Origin of the sequence: Rhizobium changzhiense, assembly GCF_013087625.1 — a bacterium.
In the GTDB taxonomy this organism is placed as follows: Bacteria; Pseudomonadota; Alphaproteobacteria; order Rhizobiales; family Rhizobiaceae; genus Rhizobium; species Rhizobium sophorae.
The window spans coordinates 1-26,113 of sequence record NZ_JABFCQ010000006.1 but is presented as its reverse complement, the minus strand read 5'-3'; the positions used below and the strand labels follow the sequence as shown (position 1 = coordinate 26,113).

The 26,113-nt window shown below is 59.8% G+C and carries 22 protein-coding genes; 12 read left to right on the top strand and 10 right to left on the bottom strand.

Features of this window, described 5'->3' with window-relative positions; translation table 11 throughout:
• Positions 1-7 precede the first annotated feature (7 nt).
• Both G9X68_RS25465 and G9X68_RS25460 read right to left on the bottom strand, forming a co-directional pair.
• Complete coding sequence (locus G9X68_RS25465) at positions 8-712, bottom strand: 3-oxoacid CoA-transferase subunit B (protein WP_171604754.1); 705 nt, start codon at positions 710-712, stop codon at positions 8-10.
• Positions 709-1,416 carry a 3-oxoacid CoA-transferase subunit A gene (locus G9X68_RS25460; RefSeq protein WP_171604753.1) on the bottom strand — a complete coding sequence of 236 codons (708 nt, stop codon included), beginning with the start codon at positions 1,414-1,416 and terminating at the stop codon, positions 709-711. The genes G9X68_RS25465 and G9X68_RS25460 overlap by 4 nt, the downstream gene beginning before the upstream one ends.
• Positions 1,417-1,574: 158 nt before the next feature.
• Between G9X68_RS25460 and G9X68_RS25455 the strand changes: the two genes are divergently transcribed.
• Complete coding sequence (locus G9X68_RS25455) at positions 1,575-2,333, top strand: IclR family transcriptional regulator (RefSeq protein ID WP_171604752.1); 759 nt, start codon at positions 1,575-1,577, stop codon at positions 2,331-2,333.
• A 105-nt stretch (positions 2,334-2,438) separates the two neighbouring features.
• Here G9X68_RS25455 and G9X68_RS25450 read toward each other — a convergent pair whose 3' ends face one another.
• Positions 2,439-3,983: an acid phosphatase gene (locus G9X68_RS25450; protein ID WP_171604751.1), complete on the bottom strand. Its 1,545-nt coding sequence runs from the start codon at positions 3,981-3,983 to the stop codon at positions 2,439-2,441.
• Between the two features lie 198 nt (positions 3,984-4,181).
• On the opposite strand from G9X68_RS25450, the gene G9X68_RS25445 reads away from it, so the two are divergent.
• The 9 genes from G9X68_RS25445 (at position 4,182) to G9X68_RS25410 (ending at position 14,517) form a co-directional block, all read left to right on the top strand.
• Positions 4,182-5,471 carry a cytochrome-c peroxidase gene (locus G9X68_RS25445; protein ID WP_171604750.1) on the top strand — a complete coding sequence of 430 codons (1,290 nt, stop codon included), beginning with the start codon at positions 4,182-4,184 and terminating at the stop codon, positions 5,469-5,471.
• A 122-nt stretch (positions 5,472-5,593) separates the two neighbouring features.
• Positions 5,594-5,719: a hypothetical protein gene (locus G9X68_RS32225; RefSeq protein WP_280526522.1), complete on the top strand. Its 126-nt coding sequence runs from the start codon at positions 5,594-5,596 to the stop codon at positions 5,717-5,719.
• Positions 5,720-5,875: 156 nt separating this feature from the next.
• Positions 5,876-6,802: an ArsR/SmtB family transcription factor gene (locus tag G9X68_RS25440; RefSeq protein WP_011655028.1), complete on the top strand. Its 927-nt coding sequence runs from the start codon at positions 5,876-5,878 to the stop codon at positions 6,800-6,802.
• A gap of 210 nt (positions 6,803-7,012) precedes the next feature.
• The gene (arfA, locus tag G9X68_RS25435) at positions 7,013-8,521 is read left to right on the top strand and encodes an arabinosylfuranosidase ArfA (protein WP_171604749.1); all 1,509 of its coding nucleotides are present in this window, start codon (positions 7,013-7,015) and stop codon (positions 8,519-8,521) included.
• Positions 8,522-8,833: 312 nt separating this feature from the next.
• Complete coding sequence (locus tag G9X68_RS25430) at positions 8,834-10,738, top strand: ABC transporter substrate-binding protein (protein ID WP_171604748.1); 1,905 nt, start codon at positions 8,834-8,836, stop codon at positions 10,736-10,738.
• 113 nt (positions 10,739-10,851) lie between these two features.
• On the top strand, positions 10,852-11,856 hold the full coding sequence (locus G9X68_RS25425) for an ABC transporter permease (protein WP_020053050.1): 1,005 nt from the start codon (positions 10,852-10,854) through the stop codon (positions 11,854-11,856).
• Between the two features lie 3 nt (positions 11,857-11,859).
• Complete coding sequence (locus G9X68_RS25420) at positions 11,860-12,717, top strand: ABC transporter permease (protein ID WP_020053049.1); 858 nt, start codon at positions 11,860-11,862, stop codon at positions 12,715-12,717.
• 1 nt (position 12,718) lies between these two features.
• Entirely contained in the window at positions 12,719-13,708 is a 990-nt protein-coding gene (locus G9X68_RS25415) for an ABC transporter ATP-binding protein (RefSeq protein WP_171604747.1), read from the top strand.
• Positions 13,705-14,517 carry an ABC transporter ATP-binding protein gene (locus G9X68_RS25410; protein ID WP_130671085.1) on the top strand — a complete coding sequence of 271 codons (813 nt, stop codon included), beginning with the start codon at positions 13,705-13,707 and terminating at the stop codon, positions 14,515-14,517. The genes G9X68_RS25415 and G9X68_RS25410 overlap by 4 nt, the downstream gene beginning before the upstream one ends.
• Before the next feature lie 316 nt (positions 14,518-14,833).
• Here the strand turns inward: G9X68_RS25410 and G9X68_RS25405 are convergent, their stop codons facing one another.
• The 7 genes from G9X68_RS25405 to G9X68_RS25375 all read right to left on the bottom strand — a co-directional run bounded on the left by G9X68_RS25405 (position 14,834) and on the right by G9X68_RS25375 (position 23,970).
• Positions 14,834-17,578: a protein NO VEIN domain-containing protein gene (locus G9X68_RS25405; RefSeq protein WP_171604746.1), complete on the bottom strand. Its 2,745-nt coding sequence runs from the start codon at positions 17,576-17,578 to the stop codon at positions 14,834-14,836.
• Between the two features lie 521 nt (positions 17,579-18,099).
• On the bottom strand, positions 18,100-19,953 hold the full coding sequence (locus G9X68_RS25400) for an ATP-binding protein (RefSeq protein ID WP_171604745.1): 1,854 nt from the start codon (positions 19,951-19,953) through the stop codon (positions 18,100-18,102).
• A 29-nt stretch (positions 19,954-19,982) separates the two neighbouring features.
• Complete coding sequence (locus G9X68_RS25395) at positions 19,983-21,299, bottom strand: hypothetical protein (RefSeq protein WP_206679868.1); 1,317 nt, start codon at positions 21,297-21,299, stop codon at positions 19,983-19,985.
• Positions 21,300-21,336: 37 nt separating this feature from the next.
• Positions 21,337-22,041 carry an ImmA/IrrE family metallo-endopeptidase gene (locus G9X68_RS25390; protein WP_171604743.1) on the bottom strand — a complete coding sequence of 235 codons (705 nt, stop codon included), beginning with the start codon at positions 22,039-22,041 and terminating at the stop codon, positions 21,337-21,339.
• Positions 22,022-22,402, bottom strand: coding sequence for a hypothetical protein (locus G9X68_RS25385; RefSeq protein ID WP_171604742.1), 381 nt, complete (start codon positions 22,400-22,402; stop codon positions 22,022-22,024). Before G9X68_RS25385 ends, G9X68_RS25390 begins: the two co-directional genes overlap by 20 nt.
• The gene (locus G9X68_RS25380) at positions 22,392-22,982 is read right to left on the bottom strand and encodes a sigma factor (protein ID WP_171604741.1); all 591 of its coding nucleotides are present in this window, start codon (positions 22,980-22,982) and stop codon (positions 22,392-22,394) included. Before G9X68_RS25380 ends, G9X68_RS25385 begins: the two co-directional genes overlap by 11 nt.
• Positions 22,983-22,989: 7 nt before the next feature.
• On the bottom strand, positions 22,990-23,970 hold the full coding sequence (locus G9X68_RS25375) for a DNA methyltransferase (protein WP_171604740.1): 981 nt from the start codon (positions 23,968-23,970) through the stop codon (positions 22,990-22,992).
• 715 nt (positions 23,971-24,685) lie between these two features.
• On the opposite strand from G9X68_RS25375, the gene G9X68_RS25370 reads away from it, so the two are divergent.
• Positions 24,686-24,985, top strand: a complete 300-nt coding sequence (locus tag G9X68_RS25370) for a hypothetical protein (RefSeq protein WP_171604739.1) — start codon at positions 24,686-24,688, stop codon at positions 24,983-24,985.
• Positions 24,986-25,222: 237 nt separating this feature from the next.
• The gene (locus tag G9X68_RS25365) at positions 25,223-25,657 is read left to right on the top strand and encodes a hypothetical protein (protein ID WP_171604738.1); all 435 of its coding nucleotides are present in this window, start codon (positions 25,223-25,225) and stop codon (positions 25,655-25,657) included.
• Positions 25,658-26,113 lie beyond the last annotated feature (456 nt).

Sequence of the window (26,113 nt, the reverse complement as noted above, 5' to 3'; positions counted from 1 at the left end):
CTTTTCCTCAGAGTTGCGGGACGACGAGGTCGGCAACCGGCCCCTCGACATGCAGCGGCGCGCCGGTCATCGCCTGCAATTCTTCTTGCGACATCGCGGCCAGCTTCTCGCGCAGGACGAAGCGTCCCTTGACGATGTCGATGACGGCATGGCTGGTATAGACGCGGGTGATGCAGGCGACGCCGGTCAGCGGGAAGGTGCATTTCGCGACCAGCTTCGGCTCGCCTGTTTTGGTGACGTGCTCGGTAATGACGCAGACCTGCTTGGCACCGTGCACCAGGTCCATGGCGCCGCCGACGGCCGGCACGCCCTTGCTGCCCACCCGCCAGTTGGCAAGGTCGCCGCTCTGCGCCACCTGATAGGCGCCGAGGATCGCGACGTCGAGATGGCCGCCGCGCACCATGGCGAAGCTGTCGGCATGATGGAAGAAGGCAGCACCCGGCTTCAGCGTCACCGCTTTCTTGCCGGCATTGATCAGGTCCCAGTCCTCCTCGCCGGCGGCCGGCGGTTCGCCGAAATTCAAAATGCCGTTTTCCGTGTGGAAGATCGCCTGACGGCCGGGCGGCTGATAACGGGCGACCATTTCGGGAAAGCCGATGCCGAGGTTCACATAGGCGCCGTCGGCGATGTCCTGCGCGGCACGCCAGGCGATCTGCGCATTGGAAAGCTTGATGTCTTCCCGGGTGTTTATGGGGCTGATATCGATGGTCATACGTAGGCCACTCCGGCTCGAATGAGCTCTTCTTCCTGTTGAGGATTGGAAACGGCGACGACGCGGTCGACGAAAATACCAGGCGTCACCACATGCTCCGGATCGATGCCGCCGGCCGGCACGATCGATGAGACCTGGACGATGGTCTTCGCCGCCGCCATGCACATCAGCGGATTGAAGTTGCGGCCGGCCTTGTTGTAGGTGAGATTGCCCTGGATATCGCCGATTTCGGCCTTCACGATCGCGAAGTCGGCCTTCAGCCAGCGCTCCTGCACGTAATGACGGCCGTCGAATTCGGCGATGACTTTGCCGTTGGCCAGTTCGGTGCCGTAGGCGGTCGGCGTATAGAAAGCCGGGATGCCGGCCCCGCCGGCGCGGATGCGCTCGGCAAGCGTTCCCTGCGGCACCAGTTCGAGTTCGATTTCGCCGGCCAGATATTTATCTGTGAAGGCGCGCGGATCCGATGACCGCGGGAAAGAGCAGATCATCTTCCGCACCATGCCGGCATCGATCATCGCGGCGATACCGATACGCCCGTTGCCGGCATTGTTATTGATCACGGTGAGGTTCTTGGAGCCCTTGTCGATCAAGGCATGAATGAGCTCGATCGGCGCGCCCGAGCCACCAAAACCACCGATCATGACGGTCGCGCCATCACCGATCTCAGAGACGGCTTCCGCCGTGCTCCCGACTGTCTTGTCCATGCGGGATCTCTCCTTGGCTGTGCGGTCGGGAATTGGACCTCCCGTCCTCCAGCGTCAGGCATAAGGTGCAGCGGGTCGGACCACAAGCTATTTTGTGCGATATTTGACATTTGTTCATATATCGCACAAAATAACCAAATTCATTGGAGACTCGACCCATGCGCGAAACGGATTTCGTCAGCGGCTTTGCCCGCGGCCTGAAGGTCATCGAAGCTTTCGGCGAAACGCGGCGGCGGCTTTCGATCGCCGAGGCCTCGAAGCTGACCGAGCTCGACCGCGCCACCGTGCGGCGCTCGCTGCTGACGCTCGCCGAACTCGGTTATGCCGATTATGACGGCAAGTTCTTCACGCTGACGCCGAAGATCCTGCGGCTTGGCCATGCCTATCTCTCGGCGACGCCGCTGCCGGCGCTGCTGCAGCCTCATCTCGATCATCTCTCGGAAAAGGCCAGCCAGAGCGCCTCGGCCTCGGTGCTCGACGGCACAGACATCGTCTATATCGCCCGCGCCTCGCAGCGACGCGTCATGTCGATCAACCTCACCCCCGGCAGCCGCCTGCCCGCCTACTGCGCGTCGATGGGGCGCGTGCTGCTCGCAGCCCTTGGCGAGCGCGAGGCACGCGAGATCCTGACCCGCAGCGAACTGAAGCAAAACACGCCGAATACGAAGACGGATCCGGACGAACTGATCGCCGAACTCCGCCGCGTCCGCGCCGAGGGTTACGCCATCATCGATCAGGAGCTGGAGATCGGCCTCTGCTCCATTGCCGTACCCATCGACAACGACCGCGGCGAAACGGTTGCGGCGATCAACATCGGCGCGCCGGCCGCCCTCGTCCCGGCCGCGGAGATGAAGGAACGCTATCTGCCGCTGCTGAAGGAAATGCAGGCCGCATTGCGGCCGCTGCTGCGGCGGTGACGGGGTAAGCAGTTCCAGCAAAACTGCGCAGCGCTTTTGCGTCCGGAATGCGTAAAGGAAAGAGACAGAGCGGCCCCGGTCAGCGCCGGGGCCGCTCATCATCGGTCAATGCGTCAGGTCGAGCGCGGCCGTCAGGTCACCCATCGGCGGCCGGTCGTTATTGCGCAGCGCCTTGTCGCGGGCGATGACGCCGGGCAGCACCGGCAGATCGTAGCGCGCGGTGATGAAGCGGATGATCGACGTCGTGTCGTACTGGGTATGATCGACCATGCCGCCCTTGGCGAAGGGCGAGATGATGAAAGCCGGAATGCGGTTGCCCGGGCCCCAGCGATCGGCCTTCGGCGGCGCGACGTGATCCCAGAAACCGCCATTCTCGTCATAGGTGACGATGACGAGCATATGGCCCCATTGCGGGCTCTTTTCGAGATGGGAGACGATATCGGCAAGATGCTGGTCGCCGCTCGAGACATCGGCATAACCGCCATGTTCGTTGAGGTTGCCCTGCGGCTTGTAGAAGGAAACCGCCGGCAGCTTGCCATCGTCGATATCCTTGAGGAAGGCTTCGCCGCCAAGGCCGCCGTCTTTCAGATGCTCGGCGCGCGCCGGCGTGCCGGGCGCAAAATTGGCGAAATAGTTGAAAGGCTGGTGATGGAACTGGAAGTTCGGCACGGGGGTGGCATTCTTGCCGTCCAGGACTGCCTGCCAGGCGCCGCTATACCAGGCCCAGCTGACACCCTTCAGCGACAGGAGGTCGCCGATGGTGATTTCGTGCTGCGGCGGCAGCGTCGTTGCCGCCGCCGGATCGGCATAGGCCGGGTCGCCGTCCTTGGCCGGCGGATTGGCGCTTGGCTGATAGGGCGGCTGCATGGTGTTGACGGCGTAGAAATCAGGGGTCAGGTTGCCGTCGGAGACGAATTTCGGTGCGCCGTCCAGCGCCAACTTCGGGGCATTCTCCGCTACGGTCAGCGAAGTACCGTCCGCATCGACCTTGGCGATGGTGGGCTTGGCCGGGCTCTTGTCGGCGTCGGGATAATAGGGCGTGCAGGCGCAGATCAGCGCGAAGTGGTTGAGGAACGAACCGCCGAAGGCGCCCTGAAAGAAGTTGTCGGCAATCACGTATTTCTTGGCGACCTGCCACATCGGCAGGATGGAGCCGTCGTAATGGCCCATGACCAGGCTGCCGGAATCGGCCCAGGCGACGAACTTGTCATTCTTGCCGCCGTCGATCTGCATCTGCTCCTGGTAGAAGCGATGCCAGAGATCGCGGGTGATGACAGAAGGCGCCTGGGCGAAGCCGTTGGGATCGTCGATCGCGAAGGAGGCGTTGGCGAGATGGGCCGACTGTGCCTCGGTGACGGCAGGCGAGACACCCTTGGCGGTAAGCCCGCCCCAGGCCGGCGGCAATTCTGACAGCGGCTGGCCGTCGCGATCGAGCTGACGTGCGCGATCGGCAGTGACGTTCGAGAGCCCATCGGCGCCGGGAAAGCCACCGTAAAGATTATCGAAGCTGCGGTTTTCGGCATAGATGACGACGACATTGTCGATCTTGTCGTAACCGGCGGGCGCCGCATGGGCTGCCGTCGACACCGCAACCGGCACGATGGCCGATCCGGCGAGACAGATCGAATGGAGGAGTTTCAGTCTTTTCACGTGGGTACCTCATGGCTAGGGGGCGTTGGCTAGAGGGAGCGGAGAACGCTCGGGGGCACATCGACGCTATTGCGGCCTTCTATCAACTTTGTGACATCAGGGGTTGCCGTGATGCCGCAGGAGGATCGCCGTCATCAATTTGTTGCAAGCAGGTTCGATTATCACGGAAACCAGCGCCAACTTATTGGAATCCTTATCATGACGACGAAGATCATCTGGCTTGTGCGCTCCGGCCTGGCCGTCGGCATGGGTGCCATGGCGCTTGCTCTTGCCATTTTTCCCCTGCGGCAAAGCAGCGCGGCGACCGCCGCCGGCCTGCATCCTGGACCGATGTCGCGCACTCAGGCCTTCGCCCGGGCCGAAACGCTCGGCGCGCTCGGCCGCAAGATATTCTTCGATACCTCGCTGTCGGCCTCGGGGCTCCAGGCCTGCGCGTCCTGCCACGATCCCAGTCACGCCTTCGGCCCGGCATCGGCCATGCCGGTGGAAATGGGCGGCGAACATGGGGACCAGCCGGGGTTGCGCGCCGTTCCAACGCTACGCTATTTGCAATCGGTGCCTGCTTTCACCGAGCATTATTACGATTCCGAAGACGAGGGCGACGAAAGTGTCGACAATGGCCCGACGGGCGGCCTGACCTGGGACGGCCGGGTCGATCACGGCGCCGATCAGGCAAAAATCCCGCTGCTCTCGCCCTTCGAGATGGGCAACAAGGATGCGGCCGAGGTGGTGGCGAAGCTGCGCAAGGCCGCCTATGCCGGCGACATCAAGGCGGCCTTCGGCGAAACGGTGTTCGACAATCCTAAGGATGCCTTTGATGCCGCCGCTGAGGCGCTCGCCACCTTCGAACAGAGCGGCCCGGATTTCTATCCCTATTCCAGCCGCTACGATGCCTTTCTCGCCGGCAAGGCGACACTGACGGCACAGGAGCTGCACGGACGACAGCTGTTCGAGGATCCGGCCAAGGGCAACTGTTCGAGCTGTCATCTGAGCGAGCCCGCCAATGACGGCGAGCCGCCGCAATTTTCCGATTTCGGCTTCCTCGGGCTTGCCGCACCGCGCAACATGGCGATCCCAGCCAACAGCGATCCCAACTATCATGATCTCGGTCTTTGCGGCCCGCAGCGCACCGACTTTGCCGGACGCAGCGACTATTGCGGCCTGTTCCGCACCCCGACGCTGCGCAATGTCGCGCTGAAGCAGAGCTTCTTCCACAACGGCTATTTCCACTCGCTGCGCGACGTCGTCTCCTTCTATGCGACGCGCGACAGCGATCCCGGCCGTTGGTATCCAAAGAATCCAGACGGCACGGTCCGGAAATATGACGACCTGCCGCAGGTCTATTGGGACAATCTCAACCAGGATCCGCCTTTCGGCAGGAAGCCGGGCGACGCGCCTGCCCTCAACGACCCCGAGATCGACGACATCGTCGCCTTTCTCGGAACGCTGACGGATGCCGATTTGCAGCCGGAGGCGAGCGGGCATTGACCCGGGCCGGCGGACCACTCTTGTTGTGGACCTGCCAGGCTGAGGACGGAAACGCATCTCGGTCATCGCTGGAGAATATGCAATCGGTGATTTATATGCGTCATCGATGAATGGAGGTAGCGATGGCCAGCATAACGATCACGAATCTCGCCGATGCCATTCGCGCCCGCTTGCGATCGGTCGGGGGAATTGAGCTCGAAATTCCGCCCCGCCAGCCGATCCGAGACGCGCCGAACTTTGACGCGTAACGTTCCCGATACCAACGTCATATCGGAAGTCGGAAGGGCTTCACGTTCATTCATGGCGGCTTGAAACCAAGCCGCTATCTTACAAACAGTCGAAGCATTCCCACTTGATGTATCATAATTTCCGATATACATCATTCCATCGGAAATACTGGGGGAATGATGGAACGTTCGTTTTTGACGATTGCCGCCGGCGAGAATAATGATGCGATACGCGCGCTTTCGGCGCCGGCGCGGCTGGAGATGCTCAAGCTGCTTTGCGCCAAAGGGCCGATGAATATCAACGACATCGCGCGTGCTCTTTCGCTGCCTCAATCGACCGTCGCCACCGGGATCCAGATTTTGGAAGACGCCCGGCTTGTCGATTCCCAGCTGACGAAGGCGCGCAAGGGAAACCAGAAGATCTGCTCGGCGATCTACAGCGAAATTCTGATCAGCTTTGAGGAAAGTGCGGCCCAAAGGGCCAACAATATCATCGAAGTCGAAATGCCGGTCGGGCTCTACACCAGCTGTGACGTCCATGCGCCATGTGGTCTTTGCTCCACCGAGAGCGTCATCGGTCCCCTCGATGTCCCCGACTACTTTCTCGATCCGCAGCGCATGCAGGCCGGGCTCGTCTGGTTCGGCAGGGGCTATGTGGAATATAAATTCCCCAACAATGCCAAGGTGTTGAACAAGGATATCCGCGCCATCGAATTTTCGCTGGAGCTGTCGTCGGAAGTGCCGGGCACCAATCCGGACTGGCCGTCCGACATAACCCTCTGGGTCAATGGAATGGCGATCGGAACCTGGACGTCGCCCGGCGACTACGGCGACAAGCGCGGCGCCTTCACGCCGGCATGGTGGAAGCTCGAGGGCTCGCAATATGGGATGATGAAGACCTGGCGGATCTCCACGCGCGGAACCTTCATCGACGGTATAGCCGCCTCGAATGTCACGCTCAGCGATCTCGCCCTTGCCCAGCATTCCTCGATCCGGCTCCGGGTCGGCATCGCCGAGAATGCCGGCCATACCGGTGGCGTCAATATTTTCGGCCGCGGCTTCGGAAATCACGGACGCGATATCATCATGCGGCTGCATGTCTGAAAAATCAAAATCGGAAATCTTGATTTAAATATCGCGCTTCCTTCCAGTTTCGGCGGCCGATAAAATCATCCAAGTAACTGGAAATAGACAATTTTTCATGAAATCCATATTAGTATGATTAAAGTCGCAACTTGGTTGACAGAACAACATTCCTGATATCAAGTTAGAGGCAAGAAAACAAAATATTTGATATATAAACGGGAGGATCCGTTGAAGACGAACGTTGTGGTTCACCGCGATTTCCGCATCGCAACCATCGATTCCAGGCTTTACAGTTCATTTCTCGAGCATCTCGGCAGGGCGATCTACGGGGGCATTTATGAGCCCGGACACCCGACGGCCGATGAGGACGGATTCCGGCAGGATGTCCTCGATCTCGTCCGTGATCTCGACACGCCATACTGCCGCTATCCCGGCGGCAACTTCGTTTCGGCCTATAATTGGGAAGACGGCGTTGGCCCCCGTGAGGAACGACCGGTACGCCTCGACCTTGCCTGGCGCACCCGCGAAGCCAACCAGATCGGCGTCAATGAATTCGTCGACTGGTGCAAGAAGGCGAATACCAAGCCGATGCTTGCCGTCAATCTCGGATCACGCGGCCTGGATGCGGCCCGCAATTTCCTCGAATATTGCAATCATCCTGGCGGCACCTACTGGTCGGACCTGCGCCGCAAGCACGGATGGTCCAATCCGCACGATGTCAAATTGTGGTGCCTCGGCAACGAGATGGATGGTCCCTGGCAGGTCGGCCACAAGTCGGCCTATGAATATGGCCGGCTGGCGGATGAGACGGCGAAGGCCATGCGCGGCTTCGACAAGTCGCTCGAGCTCGTGGTCTGCGGCTCGTCCAATTCCGACATGAAGACCTATCCCGAGTGGGAAGCGCAAGTCCTTGAGCAGTGCTATGACAGCGCCGACCACATCTCGTTGCATATGTATTTTGCCAACCGCGAGAAAAATACGCTCAACTATCTCGCCCGCGCGACGAAGCTCGACCGCTATATCACCACGATCGGCGGCGTGATCGACTACATCAGGGCGAAAAAGCGCTCGAAGAAGACGATCGGCATTTCCTTCGACGAATGGAATGTCTGGTATCATTCCAACCAGCAGGACAAGGAGATCCTGGCGCGCGACGAATGGCCGGATGCGCCGCATCTCTTGGAAGATATCTACAATTTCGAGGACGTGCTGCAGGTCGGCGGCATCCTGAACACCTTCATCCGCCGCTCCGACCGCGTGCGCATCGCCTGCATCGCGCAGCTCGTCAACGTCATCGCCCCGATCATGACCGAGGACGGGGGTGCCGCCTGGCGCCAGACCATTTATTATCCGTTCTATTACGCCTCCAGATATGGCCGTGGAACGGCGCTGCAGCTGGTCGTCGATGGCCCGACCTATGACAGCGACGAGGAGAACGACGTCCCCTATCTCGACGTATCGGCCGTCCATTCCGAGGATGGCAGGACCCTGACCTTCTTTGCCGTCAACCGCCATCCGAGCACGGCGCTCGATCTCGATGTGCGGCTGGAAGGCTTCGGAAACGCCCGGGTGGTCGAGCAGGTGGAGATGACCCACGGCGATCTGGAAGCCGTCAATACGGCAGCGCGGCCGCAGACGGTCGCCCCCGTTAATGTCGAGAGTGGAAAGATCGAGGATGGGCGGTTGCGGGCGGCGCTGAAACCGTTCTCCTACAACGTCATCCGGCTGTCGGTGTGACAGCCACCGCCGGGTAGCCCATTCGGGCGCCCCCGGCTAGAACAGGATGATTTTAGGCCGAGGCGGCCTAAAATCTGAATCCTGTTCTAAATTAAAGAGTTAGAGCATGATGTCGTCCGAAAACCGCTGACACTTTTCGGCATCATGCTCTGGGATATTCGGCTCGCTGCGAGGAGGCAGGGAGCCGGAGGGATGGTTCACCGAGGTCCTGGACCTGACTGTTCAAGTCCTGAGGCTTCTGCGAACCGACAACCGCGACGTGCCCATGCGTGCCTTTGCGGCCGTGGCATGATCGCTTCAAGGGAGGAGTTCATGCAAAAGTGGAAGAGGTTTGCATTCGGCTTCGTGCTGGCCACGTTCGGCCTGACCGCAGTGGCCGGTGCCCAAGAATACACCTCCTTGCCGCGCAAGGAGACGCTCATCGTCGAAAATCCGGAAGGGACGATCAAAAATCCTGGCTGGTTCAACATCTGGGTCAATGGCGGCGGCGGCGTTTCGACCGGCCTGCAGCAGCTGACCATGGATACGCTCTGGTATATCGACCCCGAACAAGGGCTTGGCGGCGCGAGCTGGGACAATTCGCTCGCCGCCGACAAGCCGCAATATAATGCCGACTTCACCGAGATGACCGTGAAACTGCGCAAGGGGCTCTTCTGGAGCGACGGCGTCGAGTTCACGGCAGACGACGTGGTCTATACCGTGAAGACGCAGATGGATCACCCCGGCATGATCTGGAGTGCTGCCTTCTCGGTGCAGGTGGCAAGCGTCGAGGCGACCGACCCCTCGACGGTCGTGTTCAAGCTGAAGAAGCCCAATTCGCGCTTCCACGCTATCTTCACCGTTCGCTGGAACGGCGCCTGGATCATGCCCAAGCATGTCTTCGAGAAAGTCGAAGATCCGCTTCGTTATGATTTCGCCAATCCCGTTTCGCTCGGCGCCTACAAGCTCAAGTCCTACGACCCCCAGGGCAAGTGGTATACCTGGGAGAAGCGCGACGACTGGCAGCGCACCTCGCTTGCCCGCTTCGGCGAGCCGGCCCCGAAATACGTGACCTATACCGATCCCGGTCCGCCGGATAAACGCACCATCGCTCAGCTCGAGCACAATCTCGATATCATTCACGACAACACGCCGGAGGGCATGTTCACGCTGAAGGAAAAATCCAAGACGATCGAGACCTGGTTCCCGGGCTTCCCCTTCGCCCATCCGGACCCGACGCTTCCGGCGGTGATCTTCAATACCCAGAATCCGCCCTTCGACAATGCCGATGTGCGCTGGGCGCTGGCCCTGCTGATCGACATCAAGGCCGTGGATATGGCGAGCTATCGCGGGGCGGCGACGCTTTCGGCGCTCGGCGTGCCGCCGACGGCGGCCACGATGAAAGATTATCAGGCGCCGATGCAGGATTGGCTGAAGAATTTCGAGATCGATACCGGCAAGAGCAAGATCAAGCCTTATGACCCGACGGTCGGGCAACAGATCGCCGATATCCTGCGCAAGCAGCCGAAGTTCAAGGACCAGATCCCGACCGACCCGCAGGCAATCAGCGGTGCCTTCGGCTATGGCTGGTGGAAACCGGATCCGAAAGCTGCCGGCGAACTGCTGGAGAAGGCAGGCTTCAAGAAATCCGGCGGCAAATGGCTGACCCCTGATGGACAGCCCTTCAAGATCCGGATGACGGTGGAAGGCGACACGCGCTCGGTCTTCACCCGCGCCGGAACGCTGATCGCGCAGCAATGGGCGGCCTTCGGCATCGACGCCAAAGCCGTGCCGGCCGCGAAACTGTGGCAGACGGCGCTACAGCCCGGCGATTTCCAGGTGGCTATCGCCTGGAGCGTCGAAACCTGGGGCGGCGATCCCGACCTGTCGTTCTTCCTCGATAGCTGGCATTCGCAGTTCGTGGCCAAGAAGGGTGACAACCAGCCGCCGCGCAACTGGCAGCGCTGGAGCAATCCGGAGCTCGACAAGATCATCGAGAGCATCCGCGGCATCAGCGCCGACGATCCGAAGGGCATGGGGCTCGGCAAGGATTATCTGAAGCTGGTCGCCCGCGAAATGCCGACGATCCCGCTGATGTCGTATAACGTCTTCACCTCGATGGATACGACCTATTGGACCGGCTATCCGACGATATCAGATCCCTATACCGATCCGGTGCCGAATTGGGCGAACTCCAGGCTGATGATGGTCAAGCTGAAGCCGGCACAACCGAAATAATCCTCCCAACGCCGGCGCGAGTGTTGCGCGCCGGCCCCCTAATCGACGGGCATGTGGCATGTCCGTCGATCCTTTCCACTTGATGAAGGGAACCAGAGAGGAACCACCGCCCTATGACGTCCTATCTGATCTTTGTGCTGAAGCGGTTCGGTCAGTTTCTGCTTGTCGTATTTCTTGGCGTGACCATCACATTCTTCGTCACCCACCTGACCCCGATCGATCCGGTCGAAGAAAGCATAGGCGCCATCACCCAGATGGGGCAGTCCGATCCGAATGCGATCGAGCTGATGCGCCAGTCGCTTCGCGAGCTTTACGGCATGGAGGGCTCGATCTGGCAGCAATATCTGAATTTCTGGCTGCGGCTTGCGACCGGTGATCTCGGCCCCTCGCTCTCGGCTTTTCCCACGCCCGTTTCCACCATCATCCTGCGGTCCCTGCCCTGGACCATCGGGCTGATGACGGTGTCGACGCTGATTACCTTCGTGCTCGGCAATGCGATCGGCGCGCTCGCCGGCTATTACCGCAAGGACATGGTGCTGAAAGCCGTCAGCCTCGTCTTCATCGCCCTGCTTCCCATTCCCTATTACATTCTGGCATTCGTGCTGCTGATTGTGTTCGGCTATCTCTGGCCGGTGCTGCCGATCAATGGCGGCTACGAGATGAACGCCAATCTGGACCTCTCCTTTGCCCTCGTCTTCGATATCCTGAAACACTCGATCCTGCCGGCCTTGTCGCTGATCCTGGTCGGCGCCGGCAGCTGGCTGATCGGCATGCGTGCGCTCGTTTCCAACATCATCACCGAGGATTACGTCGTCTTCGCCGAGCTCGGCGGCGTTCCGAAGCGAAAGATCCTGCGTTCCTATATCGCGCGTAACGCCATGGTGCCGCAGTTCACCGGGCTTGCCATGTCGCTCGGCGCGATCTTCAACGGCACGGTCATTACCGAAATCGTCTTCGGCTATCCGGGCATCGGCAACCTGCTGATCGAAGCGGTGCATGCCGGTGATTACAGCCTGGTGCTCGGCCTCAGCGCATTGTCGATCGTCGGCGTCGCCGCCGCGGTGTTCATCATCGACATTCTGAGCCCGCTGATCGATCCCCGCATCAAGGTGGAATAGCGCATGTTTACGATCGTCCGCGACCTCGCGCGCCAGAATATGGAATTCCTCAGCGGCCTGCTGCTCTTTGCCGTCATCGTCGGATTGATAGTGGTGTCCTATTTCTCGCCTTACAGCGCGACCGACATCTATCTTCTGCCGCCCGATATGCCGCCGGACGGCGAGTATTGGCTCGGCACGACGTCGCGCGGCCAGGACGTTTTCTGGCAGCTGACGACCGCTCTGAGGAACACCCTGTTTTTCGGCATCGGCGTCGCCGTCATTTCACGCATCATCTCGTTGGTCGTCGGCCTTGTCGCCGGTTATGCCGGCGGCGCGGTCGACCGGGTGCTGATGGCCATCAACGACAGCGTCATGGTCATCCCGCAATTTCCGCTGCTGATCCTGTTCTATTTCGTGCTGAAGGACAGCATGACCTGGACGGCGCTGATCCTCATCATGGCCTCGCTCGGCTGGTCCTACGACGCACGCCTCATACGTTCGGTGGCGATCAGCCTGAAGACGAGATCCTTCACCACCCAGAGCGTCTATTCCGGCATGAGCATGCGCAAGATCCTCGTCGAGGAGCACCTGCCCTATGTTCTGCCGATCGTCTTCGCCACCACGATGAACAACATGATCTGGTCGATCGGCATGGAGATCACCCTGTCGGTGCTCGGCTTCACCGATATCGAGACGCCGACCATGGGCATGATGATCTATTGGGCCAATGCGCATTCGGCGCTGATATCAGGCATATGGTGGTGGGTGGCCGCCCCCGTCGCCGTCATCGTCGTCCTCTTCCTGGCGCTCTTCCTGCTGTCCATGTCGATGAACGAATACAATGATCCGCGCAGCCGGCTGAACCGGATGGGAAGTTAGTATGGATCCTTTGGTCGAAATTGAGAATCTGAAAGCCTATTACCGTGCCTTCCTCTATGGCGTCGATCGCGAGGTGCGCGCCGTCGACGATATCAGCCTGACGATCGCCCGCGGTGAGGTCTATGGCGTTGCCGGTGAATCGAGCAGCGGCAAGACGACCTTGATCAAGACCATCGCCGGCGCGATCCGGCCGCCGCTGAGGGTCGTGTCGGGGAAAGTGACATTCCATTTCGACGGCGGCACCCAGGATATCTACGCGATGAAGCCGGAAGACCGCCTGGCGCTGCGCTGGCGGCATCTGTCCTATATCATGCAGGGCTCGATGAATGTGCTCAATCCGGTGCGCCGGATCCGTCATTCCTTCACCGATTTCGCCTTTCGCCACATGAAGGTCGGCAAGAATGAGTTTTTCGAAAGGGTCGCCACCCATCTGCAGCGGCTGAAGCTCGATCCGCATCTGCTCGACGCCTATCCCCACGAACTGTCAGGCGGCATGCGCCAGCGCATGACCATTGCGCTGGCGACGATCCTGACGCCGGAATTCATCATCGCCGATGAACCGACGACCGCGCTCGACGTCATCGTTCAGCGCGACGTGCTGTCGATGATCCGCGAGATCCAGCGCGAGATGGGCTCGTCCTTCCTCTTCGTCACCCATGATATGGGAGTTCACGCGACGGTCTCCGACCGCATCGGCATTGTCTATGCCGGGCGTCTTGTCGAAGAAGCGCCGACCGCCAAACTCTTCAACAAACCGCTCCACCCCTATACGCAGCACCTCGTCGGCAGCCTGCCGCGCATCGGCGATGCGACGGCCCGCCCTTCGCTGGAGGGGCGCCCGCCGAACCTCGCCATGCCGCCGGAAGGCTGCCGGTTTCACCCGCGCTGTCCGAAGCGCATGGAGATCTGCTCGCAGAAGGTTCCGCCGCTCGTCACCGTCGAGCCGCAGCGACGGGTGGCGTGTTTTGCCGTTACGGGAGATCAGGTTTGAGCGCTCTTCTTAGCCTCTCGCATGTCACGAAAGTCTACCGGCAGGGCGGCATGCTCGGCCGGCGCCTGATCACGGCGGTCAAGGACGTCAGCTTCGAACTCGGAGCGGAGCCGGAGATCCTCTCGATCGTCGGCGAATCCGGCTCGGGCAAATCGACGATCGCGGCGATGATCCTCGGCCAGACCGAACCGACGGAAGGCGAGCTTCAATTCAGCGGCAGGACCGTCGCCATCCATAGCCGATCCGAACGCAAGGCTTTCATGAAGGAGGTCCAACCGGTTCTGCAGAACCCTTTCGAAGCCTTCAATCCGCTGAAACGTGTCGATCGTTATCTCTTCGAGACCGCCCGCAATTTTTCATTCTCGGGAAACCGGCCGGACCGAGAGCAGGCGGAGAAGATGGCGGACGCCGCCCTCGTCCATGTCGGCCTGACCCTTGAAGAAGTGAAAGGCCGGTTCCCCCACGAATTATCCGGCGGCCAGCTCCAGCGCGTCGCCATCGCCCGCGCGCTGATCCCGCAACCCCGCCTGCTGGTGGCCGATGAACCGGTCTCCATGGTCGACGCATCACTGCGCATGGCCATCGTCAATCTCTTTGGCCGCTTGAAAAACGAGCTCGGTCTTTCCATCGTCTACATCACCCACGACCTCGCCACCGCCTATTATATCAGCGATAACATCATCATCATGCGCAAGGGTGAAATCGTCGAGCGGGGACAGGCGCGAGCGGTGTTGGATGATCCGCAGCATGAGTATTCGCGGGCGCTGAAGGACGCGGTCCTGGCGGCGGATTTTAGCGCGGTGGTGTGAGTGCTGCGGGGGAGATGCAGCAGATGCCTGTGGTGGACGACGGCGGCGATCTCCTCGAGGTGGCGCCAACCGGATATGACTGTTTTCCGTCCTTGTTTCCCGTTTGATTTGTGGCCGCCTCTAGCACGCCTGCAAATCCGCCTCCAATTCTCTATGCCGAGCGTTGATTGCGATCTATGTGAGGCAATCATGTTTTTTGGCACCAGGTGGCAAACGGCATGGTCTGCAAATTCGCGGAAAAGTATCCGGCACGATCGCCGAACTGGTCCGGACCTTTGATCGGAAAGGCTCACGGAAAGACCTAGCCCTCTTCAGATCAGGAAGCGTCGGCATAGATCGTCTCTAAGCTGTCCGTATCGCCTGCGAGATCGACGATTTCGGCTGCATTGACCCAACCTCGATCGAAGGTGAACATGCGGGCCGCGCCGAAAGGATCACAAATCTTGAGAAGGCGCGCCCTTTGATCGTCGGCGGCATATTCGACAATATAGAGCCAATAGCGGCTTCCGAACCGCCGCGCATACTCTATCTGCGCCTTGGAAAGCGCCACCGGCCGATCCGACAATGCCGCCGACATCGCCTTGACCTCAATCCAGCGTTCGACTTTGCCGTCTTTACCGTCCTCAAAGAGATCGAAGCCCTCATTCCCGGCTTGCGTTCGGCGAAGCTGCGGCTCCTGCACCAGGATTCTCTCAATGCCTTTTTCTTCAAGAGCCATACGCTCTTCCATCGTCGTCCCGTCCGCATCCGACAAGCTGTTATTTGCCTGAAGCGCGACATATGAAATAAACTCACGGCGCCCTCCCTGCTGGGAATCCGGAGCGCCCGGTCCGGCAGTCCGTTCGGCGCCGTCCGATCGTCTGGTGCCGCTCGCCTCACCGCCCGTGCCCCCTTGATGAGCCCCGCCTGCACCAGACGAGCGCCCACCAGTATCATGTCCGGTGCCGGTGGAATTTCGAGCTTCGTCGCTGCGACCAGTGTCGCCACTCGGCGTGCGTCGCGCTTCCTCGCCTTCCGGCGCTTTCTCGACAGGCTGATCGATCTTCAAATGCATTCTAAGTTGCTCCAGATCCGTGACGCCAAGGCGCTTCAGCTCATCGAGCACATCAGGATCAATCCCTACTTCACGAGCAAGGGCTGCGATCGCCGGCGGCTTGAACGCCAGTCTGCTCTCAAGAACGGGGCTCCTCGGCCAATCGAGATCGTCGAACAGGATCTCGCAGGGTTGGCGCAATACCCCCTGCCGATCGCAAATCCAAGCAATCCGGTTCAACTTGCGAACGAAAGCGGCATCAAGCGTCGTTGACCGTAGATAGTGATAGTTCCACGTGTATGTGACACCAAGCACCGATTGCCCGCGTCGTTCAACTAACTCCATCAACGCCTCCCACAGCTGACGGGCGCGATCGCGGCGTTCGTCCTCCGGCAAGGAGGGGATCAGACTAAGAAGCCCATCCAAACCGGCAATATCGACGTCCTGAATCGGGTTCTCGCTCGAAAACCCTTCCCATCCGGCCGCGCGCCGCAAGGCGTGCCGATCGTCTGGCGAGAGGTTGCACTCGCATCGCACCGTGCGCAAATACCTGGTGGATCCGCAAGCCTCCAGCATCTCCCTGACTTTTTCGTTGTGAAGGCAATCGTAGGACCGGTCGACCATAAAGATCCCGCTGACGTCGCCGAGCAGGTTCGAAATCCGCTTAGAGCGGAGATAGATGCTCGTCGGATAGCAAACATATTTCTTGCCAGTTTGGCCCTGTATTGCTGCCACAATTGTCGCACCCTTCATCGCCTCCACCAATTTGGTGCGTTGCGCCGCAGAATCGGTATCGAAGGCCCGCAACATGCGAGCGATGTCGTCGCTGTAGTGGGAAAGATCCACTGACTCGCCCCGGTATTTGGGCAGGAGGTTGCGGATCACGTCCTCAACGGGATCCGGCCGCATCAATCCGAAACCTTGCAGAAACTTCAGGGTCTCCTCAGTGACGAGGCTTGCACGCACCGTCGGAAAATCTGTCTTCTCCTTGTCCGGCAAGAACGCCTGGATAACGCCGTGCTTCATGAAGGGAACCTGCCGGCCATCCTCCAAACGCAACAACGCCATTTCCCTTGCCCTTCCCCGCCAAAGCGCGGGCTGGCCTGCGAGAACGCCGTAAAACTGGCGCATCCATTCATCGGATTGCTCTTCCAGAAATTCGTCGCTGAGACGCGTTAAAACCGCTTCGATCGTGAGCTCGCCAATCTTGAGCTCCTGCATCAGAAATGATCGAAGTTGCGGCGCCCGGTCCGCGGTAACCTCCGGCGTCATCCAGTGAATATCGCTCTCGGTCGCAAGCAGCTTACCAAGCTGGTCGGCATTGAAGAGATCGCGCACGTCCTGGGCGCGGGCAAGCCTGACCGTCGTCGCACTCGCAAAATCAGCGGCCGCGGTCGGCAGAAGCGGCTCGTCCTTCAATGCCTGAACCATCTTGTCGAAGAGCGGGGCAAACAGCGTTCCTGCTAGTTTATGCCGCTCCAGCGGCAGAGATCTCAGCGCTGCGACATCGAGCAACCCCATATCCCGCAGCCGGACCAGAACCTCGATCAAGAGGTCGCCGGTCAATGTCGCCACCTTTGCGTTCCAGGCCCGATCAGTTGGTATATTATCGCGGCTTGGCGTGGTCTGGTACGGTCCCTGGATCAGAAAACCGGTATAGGTCGGAAGGACGGTCGGGAAGAACACGACAAGACGAGCGGCGTCGAGCGGCTGGATAACCCATTTGCCGTCCTGGTCGGCAACGAGGAATGCAATCTCGGCCAAACCCACATATTTCCCATCGTTTTCCACCGCCCTTGAGAACAGAAAATAGGTCTCTTCCTGGTCGCCGGCGTCGCCGGAGGACAGGAGCTTCACCGCCTGCATGAAATCTTCGGCAACCGAGTCACGCCGATATCGTCCGCTTCCCCTTCCCTCGATGGTCCAGGAGATTTCCTCGACATGTTTCAGGAACAACAGCGCTTCCGCACCCAGATCGGCAAGCCCTTCGGCGATTTCGTCGAAGGCATTTTCGTCATCGACGGCCAAGGGAAGAAGGATTACGGTCTCCTCCGGGTCCCGCGCACAAGGCGGAGCGGACTCCGGAAACACGTAACTGGTGATGGAGAAACTCTCCGAGCCGGAATGGATCTCAGGCTTTTCTGTGAAGGCATAGACCGACTTGAAGCCAATGCCGAAACGGCCGATTGCCGTATAATCCTTGGTGCTCGCATTGATCCCGCAGACGCCTCGGACATCGTCCGCACTGAATGGCGCGCCGAAATGTGAAGAGACTGTCGGCTGAGATGAAAGGTTACGGCCTTCGAACCATCCCAGTCGCCTCTGCGCCGCAGAGCGTCTTCGGCATTCTGTAAGAGCTCGTAGATGAAATGCGTGCGCTTGTCGTAGCGGTCTTCGAGCAGCATCTTGCCAATGCGTTTTATTCCCCGCCCGTACTCGATTTCGTTTTCTATCCGTAGCGCTTCGTAGTCCGTGGTCACGTCCATCTCCATGGCGTTCTTATTGCAAGCCGGTCGTCGAGCCAGCGTCGGCCGTCCCGAGGATAAGGCCTAATCGACCATGCGCAGTTGGCAGGGCGACGGGTCGATGGCGACCATGACCGGCCGCGTCAAATGCGTTAGCGAACAAAGAGCCTGACCCGGGGCAAGATTGGGAAGCGATCTCCACGTCGCTTCGTTGACACCGGGAACGACTTTTTTCAGCCTGTTGACCACGCCGCCGTCGGTCAGCTTGTGCAGGATCCAGTTGTTGACGAGGCCGAGCACCTCATCAGGCAAATGACTGGGAAGCTGCGTTACGAAGACCAGCCCGAGATAGCGTTTGCGGCCGCGCCGCGCGATGCGCGCAACTTGGTCGAAGAGATTGGGCATCTGCTTGATGCGTTGGGCCGAGAGAAACTCATGGGCCTCCTCGATGAAGATGTTTACGCGAGTCAGCGGCTTTCCCTCCGCCCCTTTCCGCACCTGTTCTTCGCGCTCCGCATAACGGTCGTCCTGGCGCGACTGGAGCAGCCGCAGGATCTGCGCAATGACGAGATTACGCAGATAGGGCGCATCCATGTCGCTGAGATCGACGATCGAGATGCGGCCAGGTTCCAACATGTCGTCAACCCTGATCCGCTCCTGCTGGCCGTTGGCGAAGACGCCCGCCGATTTCATCCGCCACAATCGCTTGGCAATCGCCTTCCACGAGCGTGAATCCTTTTCGATCTTGCGCGCATTCAGCGTCTGCAACAAAACGGTTTCATGATCACGAAAACCGTTCACCCGGCCCTTGAAGCCGTTGGCCCCGCCCTCGATCATGTCGATCGCTGCTGCGACAACATCAATCATCTTCTCAATGGTCATGCGCGGCCACCCCCGCTGGAGTTCGTCGATCTCCAGTGCCTCGGCGTGCTCTTCCGGCGTTGCCGGATATATTTTTTCGCGCTCCATCGTGATGCGGCAGATGTCGTACGCTTCCAGCAGGCGGCGCTCCTGTGGTTCGCTCAGATCAAGGACTTCCGCAAGCACGTAGGGGGACAGATCGTCAAAGGCGATCTTGAATTCGCGCTTGTCAGGATGTCGAGGATTTGCGGATGTGCGTCCAGAAAGATAAAAGAGCCGCGTCTTCGGCGCGCCGGCCTCCGATAACCCGCGCTTTTTCAGCGCCGCCAGCATGTGCGGATTTTGCGTGGGCTCGTTCATCGTCGTGTATTCGCCCTCGATATCGAAGACGACGACCGCATTGCCGGCACCTGCAAAATTCATGATACTGCCGGATACGGTAGTACTCTTGCCGCCGCCAGTCGTCCCGAGGATGGCGACGTGTTTATAGAGAACAGATTTCTTGGCCGCCGGCACCTCCACCGAGATCGAGCTGACGCTCCCCAAGAGGCCGAGCCGAACGGGCTTGTCTTCGGCGGCGACATCAAGCCCAAGCACCGCCTTGGTGTCCTCCTGACCCAGCAGGAAAACCGGGCTGTTCGGGCATGGACGCTTGAGAGGCGGAATGACCACTCCGTCGACTTTCTCGCCGAAGACCTCCACATGCGCGATGCCGTGATATTTGGGCGTCAGCACCGCACCATGGGCGGCAGCGACAACGAGCGTCGGCGCGTTGGCGCCAAGTGCGTCTGGCTCGGCGAAAGGTCCGGAACCGACGACACCCAGATATTGGGCTTCGACCGTATTCGTGCGCGGATGCATGCTGTCGATACGAACATAGGCCTCACGGCTTACATTGCCGATCTGATGTTCGGGAACAAGGATCGTGATCGTCCCATCCTCCGATCCCGGCCGGTCGAACATCGTGCGGGCAACCGATCCGCGATATCCCTCGGGCTCCTGATAGGCTCCGCCGTTTTCATTGGCGGTCCGTTCTAGGCGTTCGGAAGCGTCGGTTATCTTGTCGGCGGCGTTCATGGATGGATATCCTTCTCTGAAGTTGGAGGTCAGATCCGCGTATTGCGTTCGGCCAGGAAGCGGAACGGCGAGCCGCTGCGGGCAAGGGCAGCATGGACCTGGGCAGATAGGCCGCCTGGCTCGAACATGCTCTTGCAGGTGCGATCGGCGATATCGATCAGGTTCGGAAAGCCCCGAGCTTCCTGCAGGGCGCTGTCGGCCATGACGATCTGCGCCGCCTCGTGCACATGGTCTTCATGGGCATAGAAAACACGTCCGGGGCAAAGCGCCGAGGCCCGATAGACACCGAGCACGACCTTCGATCCGACGTCTTCCTGGAAATTGCGCACCGCCTGATAGAGACCGGAAGCCTTGTAATGCGGCCGCTCGTAACTGCTGCCAGCGACGTAGCCTTCGATGATGTCCTTGGTATTGCGCAGCACCGCATATTGAAGCGGCTGAAGGGCATTGGCGATCGTCACGACCGCTGCATCGCTGATCTCACTCGGGACAAAGATGACCTTCTTGTGCCCCAGCAAAAGTTGGCGGAGCATCTGGAGGCTGGCAAACGCCATCTCGTTGCGGCCAGAGCCGACGATGAGCTCGTGCGGCATCGGGCCTCCGTGGCCAAGTCGCCAAGGACTGACGGACCGCTCGCTCAGCATCGCCCTTTCAGCATATATCATCAATGCGCGGCAGAGCATGTCGCTGATGCTCACTAACTGACCATCGTCACCATATTCCGCCTGCGCACGCTCCCTTGCTTTGAGGCGGGCGCGGCGGGACAGGAAATCCAGCACCTCTTGTTCCGCATCGCCGTTCTTGCGCATGATGTCGTGGCGGTAAAGACGATGGCCGATGGTGCCACCATCCCCAGTGCCGATATAAGACGTAAGGCAAATGCCGATCTGGACGACCGTAACAGGCAAGGTCGTCACGGACACACGCGTTCCGTCGCAGGCTTCCACCAATCCGTTGAACAAGACATTGCGAATGGCGGCGGCAATATCATCCACCGTGAGACTGTACACTCCGCTTTCGACCGATCGGTCGGGAGCGGTCGGCAGAGCCTCCTCCAATTTCCGAAGAACCCGTGGGCCCATATCGTCTTCATATTTGGCCGCCATTTCGACCTCGCGCTCAAGGCGTGCCGTCAACTGGTCCATCCGTTCGCCGGACGTCCAGCTATCGAGATTCAAGGCCTCCTTGAACTCCGTTTCCAGCGATTGGGCGACCTCGACATCCTCGATAGGATCGATTGACGGCTCGGAGGCGAACGGGCCTGTTTCACCCGTGTCTTTCCCCTGCAGTACATCCTTGAACTCATCGAGCGCCATTGTGGCCTCCAAAGTATCTCTCGTGATCATGCCCAATCCTTCGCGCGACCATTGAGAATCTCGACAATTATTTTTCGCCGAAGAGACCGAGCACACCTCTGCTGGTTCCGGACGGCTGTAGAAGAGCCGCAATCTTCAACGCGATATCGGACGGCAGGCCGTAGCGTTCTCGCAGGACGCCGGGCGTTGTGTTAGCCAATGCCTTGACCTCCTTCCACGGAGCAATAAGCTCGATAGCGAGGTCGTCCGCATCGTCCTCGATCGCCGCGACCGACCGCCTGTGAAGAGGCTCGCGATCCATCGCGTGACGGAACGGGTCGATCGGGACATTGCGAAGAGCCGCCGAAAATCGTTCGCCAGGCGTTGGAGGACGGGTGCGATCAAGGACGGCCAGGACATCGGGACCAAAGGCCGTCACCGCATCTTCGCGCGGTTTCAGATAATGGAGTAGAAAATGCGCGACCTCATGCGCGATGGTCATGCGCTGCTGGTCTTCGGGATCGTCCCCGTCGACCAAGATCATGGCCTTTCCGGCATCGGCAATCAGACAGCCCCGCAGCGGGCGGCGCAGGCTGCTTGCCCAGGGATCGGCGCCGGCGTCGCCAAGAAGCTGTGATACGACTGAGGTGTCGAGGCCGTTCAGCCGCAGGATCGCGACAGGAAGGACCCGTGGCGCCGCCTTGCCAATATTGACAGGGCAGCCAAACCGAGCTCTACCGCCGGCCGCGCGCCAGAAGGCGTGAGCGATGGTCTCAGTTTTCCGGCTGGCCATCGTCGTCGTCCCCTATACGATCGCGCGCGGCAAGAAGCCGCCCCTGCTGGGCAAGGTCGTTCGGATGAGCCATTGCAAACCGCTCGGCAGCTTCCGCCGTGCGAAGAAACGATGTCAGGCGGTCCGGATCGATCATCAGCGCCGATGCGATTTCAGTTGCATCCTCAATCCAGTGTTCGTCGCGCGGGCGACGGCAAAGGCTAAGCTCGATCAATTGTTCGGGAGAGCTGCCAAGGGCAGTCTCGACATCCTCGTTCGGAAACGTCTTGCGCCACCGCTCGATCAGAGCAGCGAGGAGCGGAGCAGGGCCAGTGGCTGCGCGGCGGGCCGCGCGCTCCAGGAAACGATCATCAGAGTTCATCGCGCAACCTCTTCATTCGCAAGAGCATGCGATCTTTTGATTGTTTCACCACGCGCTCGATGTCGGTAGCGGACGGATTAAGTCCCATTGCCTCCGCAAAGGCGCTCGTCTGATTTTCTCCGTTCAGGATCAACGCCAGGACCTTCGCCTCTACGTCATTCGTCGCGAGCCTGCGGCCGTGAAGCTTCACGATGTGCCTTGCGTCGATCGCATCCTCGTCTCTGAAGACGTCTTTCGCGCGGGCGGCCCAAAACTCGACATCGGTCTGCGTATTTTTTTCCAAAAGCATTCTGCGCTTGCCGGACTTGCGCAGAAAATCGATGGCATCGGCCTGCGCGATGCGGCAAAGATAAGACCAGAGTGAACTTTTCTCGGTGTCGCAGCCCTCCGGATGGGTCACATAGATCATGATGGCATCCGAGGCGAGGTCATAGAGCTCATCCTCGTTGAGAGCTGCAAACCGCGCTTTGAGAAAACCTTTGAGTGGTTTCAGAGCCGCCACATAGAGGTCGCGCGACGCTGTCGGCCGGCCCGCACGCATCCGCTCGTGGATTTCGTTGAGCTCGTCCTTCAGATCCATCAAACCCCTACCGAGAATCCAGATGGGTCAGACGCTGACGGGCGAGCGTGACATATTTCGGGTTCAGCTCGATGCCGACTGATGGCAGCCCTCGGCTGGCTGCCACAGCCAAGGTCGTTCCCGAACCCGCGTAAGGATCGAGCACGACGCCCCCGTTCGGGCATCCGGCTGCAAGGCACCGTTCTACAAGCGCCTCGGGAAAAGGCGCGGCATGGCGATAACGTTTGAGCGCGTTCCGGGCGGGGATGTCCCAGACATCTTCCTGTCCTGCGAGCCCCCCTCGGTCGAAATAATAGCGACCCGTCTTTGTTAGTATGAAAATCGTCTCAGTGGTCGTCCACGGGCGATCGCGCACACTCGGCTCGGCAAGCGGTTTGGTCTTGCGCCAGATCACGCATGACCTCAGCACCCAACCGGAATTTTGCAAGGCAAGTGCGACCCGCCAAGGGACGCCCAGGAGAGATTTCTTTGGGACACCGAAGCCCGGACGATCGACAGCCCGATACTTCTGACGCGCGACACCACGCCAGGTCTGCTTCGGGTCACCACCGCGTGGCTGGCCCTTGCCAGAATAATAGGTGTCACCAAGCACGACAAAAGCTGTTCCGGAGGGCTTCAGGACACGCAAGGCCTCACTGAAAACCGATCTCAAAGCCTCTACATAAGCGTCGATCGTATCTTCCTGACCAGTCTGTCCTTCGACCCCGTAATCACGCTGCCAGTAATAGGGAGGGCTAGTCACGATACAGTCAATAAAGTTATCGGGCAGTCGCCCAACACCCGATAACGCATCGTCGTTGCTGACAATCCATGGCGTCGTTTTTGAGTGACCGTATCTCGCGTCCACCAGAGTGGTGGGATCGATCAGACTGAAATCAACCTCTTGGCGTCCTGTTATGCTTTTTAGGCGCGACCTGCCATCCGATGCGTCGTTTTTCTCGAAAAGGCTCCGGAGAACATCGCCGACCGAATTTAGCTTTGCTGTCACGACTCGCGTCCCTGCTCACGATTCACATCAATTAACATTACGCAAGAATAACGCGAAGTTAATTCTCGGGATACACGCCAAGCTTTGTTTGCATTTTGCACGAACAGATGAAAAACGGCAGCGCATCAGTCCCATTGATCCTATTGCGTCACCGCAATACCGCCTCGTCGCCCGTCCATTGTATTCTCGGACAACTGCGTGAAAGTTGTCGACCATATCCCATCGGAGGGGCTGTAACATCAACTCGGATTGGTTAAACGGCGACTCGCTCCGGCCGACTGTCTATGTGGGCTGATGCAGGCGCGTTCAAGGAAATGGCGATGGAATGCCGACACGCCCATCCTCGCCATCCCTCAGTGCAATGTGGCCATTCCACGACAAGCCCCGCGGTCGTTGTGACCCCGGAGCTCTTTGCGTCTGACCCAGGAAACGGGTCAGGCGGCCTGTACCTTGCAGGCCGTGCGTGCCTATTCGGGCAGCCAGTCGCCGCGGGTGGCGGAGAGATCCTCCACCAGCGGCCGGATCTGGTCGAGGTCGAGTTCGGCCGCCGCGGGTCCTCATCGCGGCGATGCAGCCCGTCAGATGTGGCGGCAGGTCGCCGATGAAGGTCAGCTGGATGCCGGGGCGTCGACGAGGATGGTTCTGCAAAGTTTCAATTGACCGTTTCCGATGGCGAGGCGACACTTGCAACCTGTAGCGAGGCAGGAGGAAAACGATGGACGACACAGAGCGCTGGCGCGATATGGCAAACGCACCGAGAGACGGCAGCCGGATCCTCGTTACGATTCGCCCGTCCGAACAGGGGCCGGCAGAAGTTGACCTCGCCTATTGGTCGAATGGCGATCAGTTCGGTGCAGAAGGCTGGCGGGCCTCTGATTCCTCGCCCGGACACATCATCGAATATGCCGAGCCGGAATTGAAGTGTTGGATGCCGATGCCCTCGGCCAATCGCACCTCGATGCCCTCCCCTTGGGAAGGCGACGATGACCAGGAGCTCCACGGATCAGGGATCTGAGAACGCGCACTGCCATGTTGCGATACGCGGCTGGTGGCAAATCCAGCGCAGAATGACCCGAGACCGCCCATTCAGCGGCGCCTTAAAGGCAGCCTAGCGAATGGCGTGTCCTCGCAACCGGCGACCGTTCCACTTCAACGGAGATGCCTTGCCCAATCGTGATTGGACATCGGCTGCGACCTGAGCGACGCTGTTTTGGGGAGGCGGACCATCTATTTTTCCGGATAGGAGGCCGAAATGGAACAGTACGCACTCGATCAGTTGAAAACCATCGCCAAGGTCAGCCCGACCTGCAAGCGCCTTGAAATGACCCGACGCGAACGGCTTGAACGCTGGGCTGAAAGTCTCGAATGCAGCCCCAGACCATTTCTCAAGACGCTGCACGAAACCGAATATCAGCCGATGACCGATCGGCTTGCTCTGAGAGATGACGGCACCCCGATCTCTGTCGCGTTCGCTGATCCCATTCTGCGCGCGGCAGGAATGGAAAATGACAGCTATGGAGAAGCCAAACGGTTCTTCGAACTCAGCGACGAGCAATTGCATGATCTTGTCTGCTTCTGCCATTTCGGTGAACGCGTCAGCGCGGCAGTCGTCGCTCGCCGTTTGCGGAAGATGTCAGGTTCCAAACCAGACGGGTTTTTCGCTCAGCTTCGTGCGTGGTTCGCCTGACTGAGACTAAAGGCCACCATCTGACGTGCTGGTCGGGGATGCATCGATCCCCGTCGGGTCGTTGCTCCTGCGGCATCGACCATCGCTGACATTTTGAGGGGCAGATTTCTGAAGCAGTTGGTTCCTGCTGGTCAGCAGGAACCAGGTTTTCTGCGCTGGCCGACCACGCCCCCTAGAGCCTTTCCGGGTTAGATTGAAGCATTCTGCCGGAGCAGGTTTTCGTCAGGGCAAAGGCGATTGGCGAAGGGCATACCCCTTGGTACGTCCGAGCCGATCGCCTTTGATCCTGGCGCAAAGATGCCCGGCCCACCGGCCGCACCGCTTCGCCATGGCGAAGCGATAGGTGCGCCCGGCGATTCTAAGTCTTGCAGATTTGCCAGGCAAATCTGCGGGAGGGTTGGCTGAAACGGGCCGGCTGATCGACCGGCCGGCTTGGCCGTAGAGCCGGGCTACGAC